The 13456-nt window shown below is 67.6% G+C and carries 11 protein-coding genes; 1 reads left to right on the forward strand and 10 read right to left on the reverse strand.

Going from position 1 to position 13456, the window contains the following annotated elements; all coding sequences use genetic code 11:
- Positions 1-359: 359 nt before the first annotated feature.
- Entirely contained in the window at positions 360-1850 is a 1491-nt protein-coding gene (gene proP / locus ACMGRF_RS09025; protein ID WP_049411563.1) for a glycine betaine/L-proline transporter ProP, read from the forward strand.
- Between the two features lie 71 nt (positions 1851-1921).
- Here proP and ACMGRF_RS09030 read toward each other — a convergent pair whose 3' ends face one another.
- The 10 genes from ACMGRF_RS09030 to ACMGRF_RS09075 form a co-directional block, all read right to left on the reverse strand.
- A complete protein-coding gene (locus ACMGRF_RS09030) occupies positions 1922-2551 on the reverse strand; it encodes an AAA family ATPase (protein ID WP_049411566.1) in 630 nt (209 codons plus the stop codon).
- Positions 2552-2554: 3 nt separating this feature from the next.
- The gene (locus ACMGRF_RS09035) at positions 2555-2896 is read right to left on the reverse strand and encodes a type II toxin-antitoxin system prevent-host-death family antitoxin (RefSeq protein ID WP_049411569.1); all 342 of its coding nucleotides are present in this window, start codon (positions 2894-2896) and stop codon (positions 2555-2557) included.
- 70 nt (positions 2897-2966) lie between these two features.
- Complete coding sequence (locus ACMGRF_RS09040) at positions 2967-4553, reverse strand: sensor histidine kinase (protein WP_049411572.1); 1587 nt, start codon at positions 4551-4553, stop codon at positions 2967-2969.
- Between the two features lie 9 nt (positions 4554-4562).
- The gene (locus tag ACMGRF_RS09045) at positions 4563-4967 is read right to left on the reverse strand and encodes a response regulator (protein WP_005416747.1); all 405 of its coding nucleotides are present in this window, start codon (positions 4965-4967) and stop codon (positions 4563-4565) included.
- 136 nt (positions 4968-5103) lie between these two features.
- Positions 5104-6558: a porin family protein gene (locus ACMGRF_RS09050; RefSeq protein WP_049411576.1), complete on the reverse strand. Its 1455-nt coding sequence runs from the start codon at positions 6556-6558 to the stop codon at positions 5104-5106.
- 90 nt (positions 6559-6648) lie between these two features.
- Positions 6649-7413, reverse strand: a complete 765-nt coding sequence (locus ACMGRF_RS09055) for a Slam-dependent surface lipoprotein (RefSeq protein WP_049411579.1) — start codon at positions 7411-7413, stop codon at positions 6649-6651.
- Between the two features lie 52 nt (positions 7414-7465).
- Positions 7466-10588, reverse strand: coding sequence for a TonB-dependent receptor domain-containing protein (locus tag ACMGRF_RS09060; protein ID WP_414485858.1), 3123 nt, complete (start codon positions 10586-10588; stop codon positions 7466-7468).
- 181 nt (positions 10589-10769) lie between these two features.
- Positions 10770-11726, reverse strand: coding sequence for a FecR family protein (locus ACMGRF_RS09065; RefSeq protein WP_111207455.1), 957 nt, complete (start codon positions 11724-11726; stop codon positions 10770-10772).
- Between the two features lie 82 nt (positions 11727-11808).
- Positions 11809-12312: an RNA polymerase sigma factor gene (locus ACMGRF_RS09070; protein ID WP_049440042.1), complete on the reverse strand. Its 504-nt coding sequence runs from the start codon at positions 12310-12312 to the stop codon at positions 11809-11811.
- A 158-nt stretch (positions 12313-12470) separates the two neighbouring features.
- The gene (locus tag ACMGRF_RS09075; protein ID WP_049440040.1) at positions 12471-13397 is read right to left on the reverse strand and encodes a LysR family transcriptional regulator; all 927 of its coding nucleotides are present in this window, start codon (positions 13395-13397) and stop codon (positions 12471-12473) included.
- Positions 13398-13456 lie beyond the last annotated feature (59 nt).

Below are 13456 nucleotides of genomic sequence, written 5' to 3' on the forward strand. Positions count from 1 at the left end.
TACGTGACGGGCGCACCTGTTACGGGGGAAGCACTGCCGACCGGCGCTTCGCTTGCCACGATGGCTCCCGCCCTGCCCTTCCATCGCCTCGCGCTGGATCCCGGCGGATGACGCCCGCAGGCGCTCTGCCTGCATTCCCACGCTGATGTGACCGCTGGCCGCTGATCGCGCGGCTGCAGCGGTCTGTTTCCGCATGTCCACCGTTACGGCGGCGCGTTGTCGTGCGCGTGGCGCCGTGCGTGCGCAATTCCCCCTTGCCCCGATACCCGTGCACCACCTGCGCCCGCATCGCCGTTTCCGTTTCCCGGGACACACCACACCGTTTATTCCGCACTGCATTTACCAAACAAGGAGTCCCCATGCAGGACAACTCCGATGCACACGCCCATTTCGGCTGGTTCAAGCGCCGCCGCCACCTGAAGGTCGATGAGATCACGGTGGTCGACAAACCCATGCTCAAGCGCGCCGTTGGCGCCGCTGCACTGGGCAACGCGATGGAATGGTTCGATTTCGGTGTGTACGGCTATCTTGCCGTCACCATCGGCCAAGTCTTCTTCCCCTCCAGCAATCCCACCGCGCAGGTGATCGCCGCCTTCGCCACTTTCACCGTAGCGTTCCTGGTGCGGCCGCTGGGCGGTCTGGTGTTCGGGCCGCTGGGTGATCGCTACGGCCGCCAGAAAGTGCTGGCGTTCACCATGATCCTGATGGCGCTGGGCACGTTCGCCATTGGCCTGATTCCCGCCTACGAGCGCATCGGCATCTGGGCGCCGGTGCTGTTGTTGCTGGCGCGCGTGGTGCAGGGCTTTTCCACGGGTGGCGAGTATGGGGGCGCGGCCACCTTCATCGCCGAGTATTCCACTGACCGCAACCGCGGCCTGATGGGCAGCTGGCTGGAGTTCGGCACGCTGGGCGGCTACATCGCCGGCGCCGGTACGGTCACCGCGCTGCACATGCTGCTGAGTAGCGAGCAGATGCTGGACTGGGGCTGGCGCATTCCGTTCCTGGTGGCCGGCCCGCTGGGCCTGCTCGGCCTGTACATGCGCATGAAGCTGGAGGAAACCCCGGCGTTCCGCGCCTTCGCCGAGGAAGCCGAGAAGCGCGAACACGACCGGCCGGGGCTGGGCGCCCTGTTCCAGGTGCATGGCCGCCAGCTGCTGGTATGCATGGGCCTGGTGCTGGTGTTCAACGTGACCGATTACATGCTGCTGACCTACATGCCCAGCTACCTCAGCGTCACCATGGGCTATGCCGAGAGCAAGGGCCTGCTGCTGATCATCATCGTGATGCTGGTGATGATGCCGCTGAACGTCGTGGGCGGAATGTTCAGTGACCGTCTGGGCCGGCGCCCGATGATCATCGGTGCGTGCATCGCGCTGCTGGTGCTGGCCATTCCGTGCCTGCTGCTGGTCGGCAGTGGCCATGACGGGCTGATCTTCCTCGGCCTGATGCTGCTGGGGCTGGCACTGGTGTGCTTCACCAGCTCGATGCCGTCCACGCTGCCGGCGCTGTTCTACACCCCGGTGCGCTACAGCGCGCTGTCGATCGCCTTCAACGTGTCGGTGTCGCTGTTCGGTGGCACCACGCCGCTGGTGACCGCGTGGCTGGTGGAACGCACCGGCGACCCGCTGGTGCCGGCCTATTACCTGATGGGCGCGGCGGTGATCGGGCTGGTGACCATGCTGTTCGTGAGGGAGACCGCCGGCCTGCCGCTGCGCGGTTCACCGCCGGCGGTCGGCAGCGAACGGGAAGCGGCTGCGCTGTTGAAGAGCGATGCGCCGGTGACGGTGGACCCGACCTTGCCGCCGCTGCCGGAGGCTTCAGAGCCCGAGCAGGTGAAGCCGGCGTTGTAGAGCCGGGCCCGCGCTCGGCTGCTCTTCGGGGATCAGCCGGGCATGGGCTCGGCGCTACAACGCACGCGCCCTCAATCGCGCGGGCTGTTCAATTCCATCGCACGCATCACGATGGGCTTGGCCCAGCCGGGCGTGTGCAGCAGGTCGGCTACCGCAATCGGGTATTGCAGTTCGCCTGCAGCCATGGCCAGTACCGGCAGCGGCACCACGCAGCCCTGCGCGTCGGCCGGCGCGCTGTTGTCGTAGACGTGTAGCTCGGCCAGGTGCGGCAGCAGCTCCAGCAGGTTCGCGCGCGCGGAATCGAAACGCGCGTGGATCTTCTCCTCCGGGATATCGTGGCCACCGGCCGCCACACGTGCAGCCACACGGGCGATGTGCAGTTCGACATCGGCCAGCCCACAGAACCAGATCGCCACCTGATGCCGTTCGCAGGCCTCACGCAGCAGGCGCGGAATGGTGTTGCCGCCGAGCGTCGTCTCGAAGGCGAAGTCGGTGCCATCGGCCATGGCCTGGCGCAGGCGGCGGGTGCCTTCCTGCCAGGCCTCGGCGTTGGCCTCCGGCAGCGGCCAGCCGGCGTCGACCAGGCGACGGGTGAACGAGTCCGGGTTGAACCAGCTCAGCCCATCGGCGTCCAGCCAGGTGCCCAGCAGCGAACTCTTGCCGGCGCCATTGACGCCGGCCAGCACCAGGATCCGCCCCATCGGTCAGAGTGGACGGCCGAGAGTGACCTTGCGGCCGCGGCGGATCGGCTGGCCCAGCACCTTGCCCAGCCCCTCCCCGCGCTGCAGCCCGGCCAGCTTCTGGTCGAATTCGCTGCGCAGGCGCAGCAGCTCTTCGTTGCGCTCACCGGCATCGCCACCCGCAGCCTTGGCCAGCAGTTCCTGGTAGGTGCGGATGTCCACGATCACCGCTTCCGGGTGATTGTGGTTGGTGATGACCAGCGCCTGCTTTTCGCGCACGGTGCGCATCAGGCTCGGCCAGCCCCGGGTCTTCACCGACGAGGCCGGGGCTTTTTCAAGGCCAGGCAGATCCAGCGGCAGGGTCATGGCACGGCTCCAGACAGGGTGGATGACAGCCACTATACCCAATTTGGCCAAATTGGGGATAAATCCCTTTTCACCCCGGCGCCCCAGCGTCGGGGGCGTCGGTCTGCAGCAGGCTGTCGCGCTCGCGCAGCGGGAAGCGGATCCAGGCATCCAGGCCTTGCGGGGTAAAGCTCAGCTCGCCGCTGCCGGCCAGTTCATAGGGCACCCGCTGCTCGATCAGGACCCGGCCCAGGCCTCGCTGGCGTGGCATCTCCCACCCCTCCACCTCGGCATGGCGCTCGCACCAGTGCAGGCCCAGCCACGGCTGCCCGTCCTGCACCTGCAGGTGCCAGCAGACATCGACCCGCCCGTCCCCGTGGGCCAGCGCGCCGTGCCGGAGCGCATTGGTGGCCAGCTCATGGATGGCCAGCGACAGTACTTCGGCCGCCTTCGGTGGCAACAGCACATCCTCACCCTGCAGATGATAGGCGGCAGCCGCCGGTGTCTGCGCCGCGATCTCCTCCTCGAGCATGCCGCGCAGGCAGACCCCTACATTGGCGCCACGGGTCAACAGGCTCTGCGTGCGCGCCAGTGACATCAGCCGCGCGCACAGGCGCTCGGCATACTCGTCCACGCTGCCGACCGATACGCGGGTCCGCCAGGCAATGGCATGGATGGTCGACATGATGTTGCGCACGCGATGCTGCAGTTCGGCCAGCAGCACCGACTGGCGCTCGGTGGCACGCTTGAGGTCGTCGATGTCCACGGCGATCGCGAACACGCCACTCACCCCGCCATCGGCATCACGCAGCGGTGCGGCGGCGACGCGCGTCCAGCGCGCGCGCCCGTCGTCATGGATGAACTGGAACTCCAGGCCCGGGACCATCGTCTCCCCCCGCAGGGCGCGGGCGATGGCGAAATCGTGGGGTTCGATGCGCGAGCCATCGGGATGCACCCCCTGCCACCGATAGTGGTTGGGGCGATCCGTGGAGGGCACCTTGCCGGTGGGAAGATAGGTCCGCATCTGGTCGTTGGACAGCTGCAGGTTGCCGTCGGCGTCGACAATGCAGACACCCACCGGCAGCACCTTGAAGGCCAGCGCCAACCGGCGGTCGCTCTCACGGCGCCTCTGTTCCTCGCGTTCGCGGGCCGCCTGCGCCACGTGCGCAGCCGTCGTTTCGAACATGGTCACCAGCACGCCGCTGATGCACCCGTCCTCTCCGCGTATGGGACTGTAGGTGATGGTGAACCAGACATCCTCCAAGCGCCCCCGTCGCGCCAGCGGATAGAGCTTGTCCTCATAGGTGATGGTCTCGCCCTGCCACACACGCTGGTAGATCGGGCCGTTGATGTGCCAGACCTCGGGCCAGCACTCGCGCGTCGGCTGGCCCAGTCCGCCAGGATGCTTGTCAGCCAGGATCTCGGCATAGCCATCGTTGTAGAGCTGCACCAGCTGCTCGCCCCACAGCACGATCATCGGGAAGCCATGCGCCAGCATCAGGTCGATCGTGGCGCGCAGGTGCGGTGGCCATCGCTCGATCGCGCCCAGTGGCGTGGATGACCAATCGTGATGGGCAATCCGGGCGGCCATGCCGTCATGGCGCGCATGCGCCTGCAGCGACGGCGGCATGCCCGCCGGGCGCTCAGCGGCCTGGAGGCCTTCGGTGCGACGCGACATACCGCGCAATCAGGCGATGCCCGCAGGGGCCTGCGGCGTCGCCACCAGTCCCGCCAGCTGCTGGACCAGGGCCTCGATGTGATAGGGCTTGGTGCAGCGGGGCGCATCCGCAAAGCGGCTGGGCAGGTTGTCATCGTAGCCAGAAGTCAGCATGAACGGCGTACCCGCTTCGGCCAGCCGGTCGGCCAGCGGGTACACCTGTTCACCACCGAGGTTGATGTCCAGCAGGGCCACATCGATGGGGTTGTCATCCAGCAGCCGGCCGAGTGCCTGCAGGTCCCCGGCCGGCCCCACCACCTGCGCACCCTTCAGCTCCAGGTAGTCCACCAGGAACATCGCGATGGCGAATTCATCTTCCGCCACCAGTACTCTCAACCCTTTCAGGCCTTCTGGCTTGTTGCCCGCTTCCAGCACGACCGGCGCTCCTCGATACACGCGGCCCACCTCCGCCGCAACGGCCGTAGGATGCGCGAACCGGGCTACAAGGGCGCGTGATGATCGATGAAGATCGCAGCCGCGGCGCATTCACTCCGGCATTGCAGCGGTGCGTTCAGAACGCACGCTCCCATTTCAGGCTGAGCAGGCTGCGCTCATGGCTGTACAGCCAACCAACGTTGCTGTCGATGCGGGCGTAGCGCAGGCTCAGGCTGGGCACCAGCCCGCCCACCGCCAGCTGCTCGCTGCGCACGATGGCGATCAGGTTCTGTTCGTCGTCCTGCCTGCGCGCCTGCAGCAACGGACTCCAGGCATCATAGTCACGGTGACGCAACGACACGAACACCGTGGCCGTGGTGCCACTCCACTGCCGTGCCGCGCCCAGCCGCAGGCCGCGCTGGCGATAGCCGTTGGCCGGGTCGGCTGCGCTGCTGTCGGTCAGGTCCATGCCCGCAAACAGGGTCCAGCGTGGGTTGAGCGCGCAGAACCAGGTGGCATACAGCGCTGCCAGATCCCCATCGTAGTTGTCAGCCAGGCCCGGCCGCCTATAGCGCTGGCGCTTCCAGTCGGCCTCCAGCTTGAGCAGGCTGCGCCCGTCCAGGGCGTACTGCCACTCGCCGTGCACGCCACTGCCGCCCTGCAGGGCGTGGTTGCCCAGCGCCTGGTAGTCATAGCTCGGCGCCAGCTGCAGGGTGTGCCGTGCACTGCGCCAGCTGTAACCGGCCTGCACGCTGGCGTTGAGCTCGTTGTATGCACTGTACCCGCGCCATGCCTGACCGAAAGCGAGACCGCGCACGTAAAGTCCATGATGGCCGGCCAACGCCCATCGCCGTTCCAGGTTGGCGTCGTAGTCCAGGCCGGTGGCGCGCTGCGCTTCGGGCAGCGTGCGTTCGATCAGGCAGGTGTCGCCGACGACGAACAGGCAGGTGCTGCTGGCCGAACTGCGGTTGATGTTGTCGCTCCATGCAGGCCCGGCGGCGACCGCACCCTTCCAGCGCCTGCGTGCCTGCAACGCGTCCAGGTAGCTGTCCACGCGTGCGCGCACACCCGCGGTGGCCGGATCGTTGCTGTCGATACCGGCCTTGATTGCACCGAACAATGCCACCGCCGCGCTGTCGCGCTGGTCTTCGGCATAGACGCGCGCCAGTTCAAGGCGGGCGGGCAGGAAGTCCGGCTGCGCTGCCAGCAGCGCTTCGTACTGCTGTGCAGCGCGCGAATGGTCACCGGCCACGCGGGCCAATGCACCCTGCGCATAGTGGCGCAGCAGCGGATCGTGTCCCGGAAGCTCGATGTATTCGGCCAGGAACGCCGCGGCGGCCGGCCACTGCTGGTACTGCAACGACAGGTAGAGGGCCTGGCCGAGATCATCGACGGTGCGCTCCACCCGCACGGTCTTGCCATCGATGGTGAGCGTCGGCCGTTGCGATTCGGCCTGTTGCAGGCGCTGCTGGTCCTGCTGCTGGTGGCGCAGTTCGCTGCCCTGTTCGAGCACGCGGCGCAGATCGTCCTGCTGGGCGCGCACGTCGGCGGCAACCAGCAGCAGGAACACAAGGAAAATGGGGTGGCGCATGGGCGATCCGTGGCGGTGCATGCAGCGGGCCGAAGCAGGGACTGGCGGATCGCGGCTTGTCCCTGCCCTGCCCCGTCAGGGGCGTGGCAATCAGTTCTTGCTGCCGCCGAAGGCGGTGTCGTACTGGCTGTTGCCGGCGAACGTAGCGATACCAGCCAGGGTGGCGGCGTTGGCGCCGAAGAACTGGCCCTGGCTGTTGCCGGTGACCGAACCGTTGGCCACGGCGGTGCCGGCGAAGGACGCATCGGCGCTGTTGATGTTGGCGCTGATCGCCAGGGTCTGGCCACCACCGGTCAGGCCGCCGGTCAGCTTGCCGGTACCGAAGTTCGCGGCGAAGGTGCCGCTGAGCAGGTTGCTGCCGTTGAACTTGTTCAGGCCGGCCACCGCGTACGTGGCGGTGCCGCTGGGCAAGGTGGTGCCCGCACGGTCGCCAGCGAAGTACACCTGGCGGTTGTTGAAGCCACCCGCGGCGCCATCCTTGGACCATTCACCGAACCACACATCGCCACTACCCACCTTGACGAAGTTGAAGTGGCCCATGCCGGCATGGTTGCCGGGGGTGCCGGTGATCGGCATGGCCAGCGTACGTACGGTCACGTTGCCCACGGTGGTGGGGGCCGAGTAGGCGGCCAGGCCCTGGAAGTCGACCGGCTTGGCGTTGGAGACGGTGCCGACACCGATACCGGCCTTGCCTGCGCTGTGCGGGCCGCCGTTGACTTCAGAAGCACCGACCTTGACGTACAGCTGCGCATCGGTGGCCGCGCTGGCCGCACCGACGATGTCGGCAGCCTGGGCAGCACCGGCCAGGGCGAAGGTGGCGGCCACGGCCAGTACGGAACGGGAGATCATCTTCATGGAACTACTCCTTGGGTTGAGGGAACTACGGGTACAACAACGGAACAGGTCATCAGAAGCGCGCGGTGACACCGAGCTTCAGCGTGCGCCCTGGCGCCGGCAGCGTGGAGCGCGTGGCCGGGTCGACGTAGTAGCGGTTGCCGAGGTTGGTGCCGACCAGCTCGACGCTGGCATGGTCGTTGATGCGCCAGCGCGCGTAGGCATCGACGGTGGTGATGTTTCCCCAGGTGAACGGCACGTTCTGCCAGATCAGGCCACCACTGCCGGCGTACAGGCGGTCACGGTAGGCCTGCAGGTCCGGGTTCTGGTGGCGCTGGTAATGCACGATGCGGCTGCCCAGCTCCAGGCGCTCATCGAACAGCCGGGTGCCCAGCGACGCGTTCACCGACAACCGGGGAATGGCCTGGGTCAGCAGGTAGCCACTGACGAAGCCGTCCTGCACGCAGTTGGGCACCTTGCCGGCGAGTGCATCGAGCTGCACCGCCATGCTTTCGTCACAGACCTTGTTTTCCAGCGTGCGGCTGATGCCCAGGTCGGTGAAGAAGCGACGGTTGTCGAACCGCGCCTGCAGCTCCACGCCGCGGATGCGCTGCTTGTCCAGGTTGTCGAACAGGAAATTGCCGTCGCGCTCGATCACGTTGCGGGTCTTGTGCACGTAGTAGGCCAGCTTCACGTCGGCATCAGCGGTGTTGCCGAACAGCGCCGACAGGTTGTGCACGTAGCCCACTTCGTAGTTGTAGGCGTGCTCGGGCTTGAGCGGGTACAGCGGGTTCAGGCTGCTGGAGAACGCGATGGTGCTCTCGAACATGCTGGGGAAACGCACCGCCTCGCTGTAACGGACGTAGGCGCGCGCATTGGGCGAGAAATGCGCGGTGGCCGAGAAGGTCGGCAGCCATGCATGGTCGCGCCTGCGCTCATTGCGCCCGGACACCGTCTGCGGCCGCCCGCTCTGGATGCTGCACAGGATCTGCGCACCCTGCACCGGCAACAGCCCGGGAATGGCCGCCACCTCGCCATTCAGGCAGGGGTTGCTGGCACGGCGGTAGTTGCCGTCCGCATCCGGCAGCCACGGAATGGTGTGCTCCACCGCCACCGGCGTCTCGTACCTGCTCAGCAGGCCCTTCAGCAGATCATCAACGATGAAGCCCATGCCGATGCTGTCCCAGAACTCGCGCTGCGACTCGATGGCGTCGATCTCGCCCTGCAGGCTGGCCGGGCGTTCGGGCAGCTCGTTGACGCGGTAGCGGGCCTCCTTGGGGGACACCGAGGTGGTCATCAGCTCCGGGTGTTCCTGCAGGAAATCATCGAAGGCCCAATAGCGCGCGTAGCGCACGCCGGCACTCAGGGAGAGGAAATCCACCGGCCGCCAGTCCAGCACCAGGTAGCCTTCGCCTTCCTGGCGGCGCCCCGCGCGCGGGTACATGCGCCAGCCATCGCTGACGCCGAAGTACGGGTCCGCCGAGCGCAGTTTCTCGAACTGCCAGTTGCCGCCCACGGTCAGGTCCAGGGTGGGATGCAACGCGAAGCGGTTGCTCAGGGTCAGGCCGGTGCGGTCGTTGCGGGCATTGGCCAGCGCGGTATTGCGCAGGATCGGGCTGCTGCCGGGGTTCCAGTCGGGGTTGCTGGCAAAATTGGGGAAGCCGCCAGCGGTGTACGTATCGCTGGTGGTTTCGGTGCGCCACAGGTTGGCACGCAGGTCCAGCCAGCGGCTGCCGGCGGGCTGCCAGTGGTATTCCAGGTTCCAGGCATCGGCATCGACGCGGCTGAGCGGCCACTGGATGCGACCGTAGTCGGGCGCGGACAGGATGCGCGAGGGCATGATCTCGCCGTAGTGCGAGAGCGTGCGCCGCCAGGTCGCGCGCAGCTGCTGGTCCTCGTTGATCTGCCAGGTCGCCTTCAGCAGCCACGATTCCTGCTCGCTGGAGGTATTGGGCACCTCGTCGCCAGGCTCGAAGTAGCGCGCCAGCGTGGTGATGTAGTCCAGGCCCTTGTACTCGAACTGCTCGCGCGGATCCTGGTCGTAGTAAGCCGCGCCCCGGGTGCCGGAAAAGTAGTTGCCGCGCTTGCGCCAGGCATAGGCCGCCATCAGGTCCACGTGTTCGCCACGCAGGCCCAGCGCCAGCCGCCAGGCCTGGTCTTCCCCGGCGAACACATTGGTTTCAGAACCGCGCGACTTCACCGGCACCAGCAGCGTGCTGTCGGCATACGGTGCCGAGGGCGAGCCCTGCGGGAACCCCGGCACCGTGCGGTAATCCTCGCCGGTATGCAGCCGCGGCAGGCGTGGCGCCACCGCATTGCTGCTGCCTTCGATCTTCAGCTCCCCGCCGAAGCGCTCACCGGCTTCCACTATGTCATCGACGTCGATGGTCTTGATCACCAGCGCGCCGCCGATCCCGCTGTGCACATCGCGCACCAGCCCTGGCCCCTTGATGACCTGGATGCCACCGATCAGGTTGGGATCGATGTAGTTGCGGTTGCTGACGCCGTTGTAGCCGCGCCAGACCGTGAGCGCCTGCTCGCCACCGTCGATGCTGACCGGCACCCGCCCCGGCCCCTGGATGCCGCGGATGTTGATGTCCAGCGCGCCGCTGTTGCGCGCATCACCGCTGAACACACCGACCAGATCCTTGACCACGTCGGCCGGATTGGCGCCACGGTAGCGCTCCACCCGGTCGCGCCCCGAATACGCGGTGGTCATGTCCAGCGCGAACACATCGTCGTAGCCACGCCGATCGCGGGCCTCGCCCCCTTCCGTCTGCAGGCGACCGGCCACGTCCAGTGTTTCGGTCACCCGCACCCCGTCCCCTCCCCCTTCCCCCGCCTCCGCTGCGGCGCGCAGGCTCCAGGTGCCATCGGTGCCGCGCTGCGCACGCACGCCGCTTCCGCGCAGCAGCTGCTGCAGGGCCTGCATCTGGCTGTACTCGCCGCTCACCGCGCTGGAGCGACGGCCCTCCACCAGGTCACTGCGGAACACCACCTGCACATCGGCCTGGCGGCCAAAGCTGCGCACGGCATCGGCCAACGGTTGTTCCGGAATGGCGTAACTGCGCAGCGATGCGGCCTCCGCCGCTTGCGCCTGCACCACGGGCACCCAGGCCAGCGGCAGCAATGCAGTGGAAATGGCCAGGGCCAGGACGGTAACGCGACGGTGACAGGCGGATGCCGTGGACGGCATGGACAGGAACTCCTCAAGCGGGGCGGGACCACGGGCACGTCCGGTGCCGGTGGTGTGTCTGGCTTGAGAAGAAACGCGGTTTCGCTCTGGCTATACCTCTATAGACAGCGGGCTGCGATGACTGCCCACGGTTTTTTCCTGTTTTTTCATGCGGCCGGTTCGCCCATGCTCCGCAGCTGCATCACCACACCAGCAATGCACCACCGGGCAAGCGCTGCACGCGCAGTCCCGCCTGCGCGGCCACGGCATCGATGGCCGCTTCCGGCTGCTGCAGATGGAACAGGCCGCTGACCCGCACGCGTGCGCCCTGCCCGCCCACCACCCAGACCGGGGCACGCCGGTAGCGGCCGAGATCGGCGATGGCCTGCGCGGCAGGCAGACCGTCGATCACCACCTCACCACGGCGCCACGGCGCCATTGCCTCCGGCGCGGTCTGTTGCAGCGGCTGCAGCCAGCGCCCGTCACGGAACGCACGCACCTGCCCGGCACGCAGGCGCTGCACGCTGCCATCGCCCGGGCGCACATCGACCACGCCCTCGCTGACTTCGGTGGTAATGGTGGCGCCCTGCATCGACACGCTGAACGCCGTACCGATATCGCGGATCCGGCCACCGCCGGCCTCGACCTGGAACGGTCGCTGCTCATGCGCCACCTGGAACCAGGCCTGCCCGCGCAGCAGGCGCACGCGCCGCTGCTGGCCATCGAACGCGAGTGCCAGCGCGGTGCCGGTATCGAGTACCGCCGTGCTGCCGTCGTCCAGCTGCACCACGCGCGGCGCAGTGCTGCTACGCAGGTCGCTACGCGCGAGCAGCAATGCGTGGGGCGCGGCCGCGACCATCAGCACCATCACCGCTGCGCTGGCCAGCAGCCACGGCAGCCGGCGGCGCGGTGCGATCGGACGCAGCCCCTGGCGATCGGCGGTCAGTTCGGGCAGCGCGGCCAGCACTTCGGGCCCGGCAGCGTCCAGCCGCAGCCAGAAGGCTTGTTGCTGGCGCCACGCCAGTGCGTGGCGGGGGTCAGCCTGCAGCCAGCGCCGCAGACTGCGTTGCTGGCGTTCCGGCAGCGGGCCTGCACTGCACCGTATCACCCAGCGCAACGCCTGCCTGGCCTGACGCGGCGAGGGTTCGGACGTGGTCATGGTTGTGGCCTACCGCACCGCGAACGGGTGCGCTTTCCTGTTGTGACAACAGCGGGCATGATCTGCCCACGGCAATCGCCGCTCATCGGCCCATTCCCCGCTGCTGTTGCTGGATCAGCAGCGCTGCACGCAGCACATGCTTGCCGACCAGGCTCTTGGAGATTCCCAGGCGCGCGGCGATCTCGCGTTCGCTCAGGCCCAGGTAACGGTTGAGCACGAAGCACTCGCGCACCTGGGCCGGCAGGGCCAGGATGGTCTGGGTGATCTCGCGCAGCTGCGCCTGGTCCAGTGCCTGCGCCTCACCATCACGACTGGCCTCGGCCATGTCGACGGCGTACTCGGCCATGGCACGGCGTTCGCGGGCATCGGCCTGGCTGCGGTTGAGCGCGTGATGGTAGGCCATCCGGTACAGATAGCCGCGCGGCTCCAGGATGGGCGGGTCGCCGGGCACGCTGCTGGCCTTCAGGTACAGGTTCTGCAGGGTGTCCTCGGTACTGGCCGGGTCGAGATAGCGTGCGATGAAGCGGGACAACGCACGGCGCTCGCGGATCAGCAGCTCGACCAGCGCCAGGGCATTGGGAGACATAGGTGCCAAGGCCGGACCGGGGAATGATGGGCGTGATGGCGACGGTCCGGGCGTGGATTGTGGGCTGCGCAGCCGCAGGCGGCAAGCGGCAAGCGGCAAGCGGCAAGCGGCAAGCGGCACCACGAAAGCATCATCCACGCATGGCGTGGATGGAGGATCTACGGCTCCTGCAACGCATCGAACTGCTCGGCGAGGTAATCGATCAACGCGCGCACCGCTGGCAGCAGCCCCCGCCGCGACGGGAACACCGCATGCACGATGCCGTGCTTCGGCACCCAGTCCTGCAGCACCGGCACCAGCGCGCCACTGGCCAGCTCATCGGTGATCATCATCCGCGGCAACATCAACAACCCCACCCCTGCCACCGCGGCAGTGCGCAACGCGATCATGTCATCACTGACCAGTCGCGGGCGATGGTGCACGCTGGCCAGCACCTCGCCCGGCCCGGCGTATTCCCAGGCGTGTTGCTGGCTGGGTGATGCCAGATCGACGGTCGGCATCATCGCCAGATCGGCCGGCACCTGCGGCGTGCCCAGCCGCTGCAGCAGCGCCGGGCTGGCACTGGTACACCAGACCCGGCGCGCCAGCACGCGAACCACCAGGTCACTGTCCTCCAGCGGCGGCGGCCGCACCCGGATCGCCACGTCCATGCCTTCGCCCACCACATCCACGCGCCGGTTGGTGGCCTCCAGCTGCACCGTCACCTGCGGGTACAGGGCCAGGAAATCAGCCAGCATCGCGCCGATGCGCGCATGCAGGATCGCGATCGGGCACGCCAGGCGGATGGTGCCGCGCGGCTCGGCGCGTGACATCGCAATCGCTTCTTCGGCCGCTTCGGCCTCGACCAGCATGGCCTTGCAATGGCGGTAGTAGTCCTGGCCGACCTCGGTGACCGAGAAGCGCCGGGTCGAACGCTGGATCAGGCGCACGCCCAACCGTTCCTCCAGCAGCGCGATGCGCCGGCTCAGTTTCGACTTCGGCATGGCCAGCGCCCGACCGGCCTGCGAGAAGCCGCCGTGCTCGACCACCATGGCGAAGTAGAACAGGTCGTTGAGGTCACAACGGCGGATATCTGCGATGAACACGGGGCGACCTCCTGCGGCTCATGGCCTGCGAGCATTGTTCACCAGATAGGACTATGACG

Source organism: Stenotrophomonas sp. EMP41 (genome assembly GCF_047495535.1).
GTDB lineage: Bacteria > Pseudomonadota > Gammaproteobacteria > Xanthomonadales > Xanthomonadaceae > Stenotrophomonas > Stenotrophomonas sepilia.

What these genes read in the sequence shown, in the direction of transcription:
- proP (WP_049411563.1), top strand. Translation starts at nt 360, where the DNA reads ATGCAGGACAACTCCGATGCACACGCCCATTTCGGCTGGTTCAAGCGC.
- ACMGRF_RS09030 (WP_049411566.1), bottom strand. Translation starts at nt 2,551, where the DNA reads ATGGGGCGGATCCTGGTGCTGGCCGGCGTCAATGGCGCCGGCAAGAGT.
- ACMGRF_RS09035 (WP_049411569.1), bottom strand. Translation starts at nt 2,896, where the DNA reads ATGACCCTGCCGCTGGATCTGCCTGGCCTTGAAAAAGCCCCGGCCTCG.
- ACMGRF_RS09040 (WP_049411572.1), bottom strand. Translation starts at nt 4,553, where the DNA reads ATGTCGCGTCGCACCGAAGGCCTCCAGGCCGCTGAGCGCCCGGCGGGC.
- ACMGRF_RS09050 (WP_049411576.1), bottom strand. Translation starts at nt 6,558, where the DNA reads ATGCGCCACCCCATTTTCCTTGTGTTCCTGCTGCTGGTTGCCGCCGAC.
- ACMGRF_RS09055 (WP_049411579.1), bottom strand. Translation starts at nt 7,413, where the DNA reads ATGAAGATGATCTCCCGTTCCGTACTGGCCGTGGCCGCCACCTTCGCC.
- ACMGRF_RS09060 (WP_414485858.1), bottom strand. Translation starts at nt 10,588, where the DNA reads ATGCCGTCCACGGCATCCGCCTGTCACCGTCGCGTTACCGTCCTGGCC.
- ACMGRF_RS09065 (WP_111207455.1), bottom strand. Translation starts at nt 11,726, where the DNA reads ATGACCACGTCCGAACCCTCGCCGCGTCAGGCCAGGCAGGCGTTGCGC.
- ACMGRF_RS09070 (WP_049440042.1), bottom strand. Translation starts at nt 12,312, where the DNA reads ATGTCTCCCAATGCCCTGGCGCTGGTCGAGCTGCTGATCCGCGAGCGC.